We start from the raw sequence: 1467 nt of genomic DNA, 5'->3' as shown, positions 1-1467 counted from the left end.
GCTATATATCCCTATTTCACCTTGATTTATTTTTTGAAAAGCAGCTTGGGAAAGAGCATCGCCGAAACTATCATTCAACGGAAAAAGACCTTTAACCACTGACTTACCTAAAGAATAGGCTAATTTACATAATTCACAGAGAAGCTCTGTTAAGATTTCTGGCTCTCCATGAAGATAACCAATATAAAAATCTTCCTCTGAAATTTCCGAGTAACTTTGAATAGCTATACCTCGTAAACGTTCATTTTGTATTAATCCGAAAACTTTTCCAGCAATCAAACACTCTTTTAATAACTCAGGAGTAAGGGTTTGACATTTGCCAATATTTTCTGTGTACAAACTTTGTTTATGATCTAATAAATTTTCTCTAACTACCAAAGACCAAATATCATCAAAGTTTTTCAATTATAATTTAAACAATTTGTTGATTTTTGAAGCCAAAATATTAGCTTTATATATACTATAATTAGCGATTTTGTTATCTCCTCGACGAGAGACAATTTTCAACATTATTTCATTGTCAGACAAGACACAGTAACGTAATATAGGAATATTGACTTGAGATAAATAATTATTTATATGTGAATCTAATAATTTAGATAAACCTCGCCTTCGATAGCGACGATCTACTCTCAAAGAACTTCGCCAAGCTTCCTGTTTTGACAAAATAACTACTTGCTGCATTGCCACAGGGATATCATCAAGAGTAACTACAAAAACTTTATTTTCAGGATTGTTAATCCGTTTATCCAACACTAAGTGCATGTAATCTTTTTGATGTTCCCAGGTATATTGACAGAATGCCAAGATAGGTTCTACATCTGAAATTTGAGCTAAGCGAATCTGGAATTCAGTCATCTATCCTTATGCTGTGGGTGTCTTTACAGGTTCGGTGCGTTACGCTGGAGCGATCGCTATCCCGGCTTTTTGCCACCGATAAAACCATGTTCCCACGATGCACCCACTTTCCATAGTGTTCTGGTCACCTCTCCCAGGGCTGATTACTTAAGTTGACTCGATTCATTAATGCACTCTGCCATCGCTTATTGTTTAGGATACAACCAGTTTGACAACACGCCCTAGTCCCAGGTCCGTAAACTGACTATTTATAATTAATTTACAATTTAAACCTAGGGAAATGCGATCGCATTTTGAGCAGATACCCACCAACAAATACCTTAGTGCTAGCGTGCTTCTCTGTGTGTTTGTTGGCGGTAAATCTGTAAGTTGATTAATATCAAAGCCGCTTTATCAATAGGTTATTAACAATCTTGTTAATTTAACATAACATCAAACAATCCTCCAAGCTCTTTCCTACTGCTCCCTGCTCCTTGCTCCCTGCTCCCTAAAATATAATCCAAAAATACATCATAAAATTGATATTTGTTATATATCAAACCCCCAAGCTAATCAATTTTTAAATTTGTAAAAAAATGTTGCAAAAATCTAAAAATATCCTTGACATTT

At 35.0% G+C, this 1467-nt stretch carries 2 protein-coding genes; both read right to left on the bottom strand.

The window, feature by feature from the left end; all coding sequences use genetic code 11:
- The coding region (locus F6K38_RS41805; RefSeq protein WP_287360726.1) for a hypothetical protein at positions 1–405 on the bottom strand (405 nt) is incomplete at its 3' end.
- Positions 406–858 (bottom strand): GNAT family N-acetyltransferase, encoded by a 453-nt coding sequence (locus tag F6K38_RS41800; protein WP_008189932.1) that lies wholly within the window; start codon positions 856–858, stop codon positions 406–408.
- Positions 859–1467 lie beyond the last annotated feature (609 nt).

The sequence above is a fragment of the Moorena sp. SIO3B2 genome, assembly GCF_010692525.1.
In the GTDB taxonomy this organism is placed as follows: domain Bacteria; phylum Cyanobacteriota; class Cyanobacteriia; order Cyanobacteriales; family Coleofasciculaceae; genus Moorena; species Moorena producens.
The sequence above is the reverse complement of the archived record's forward strand: the minus strand, read 5'-3'. Positions and strand labels throughout refer to the sequence as shown.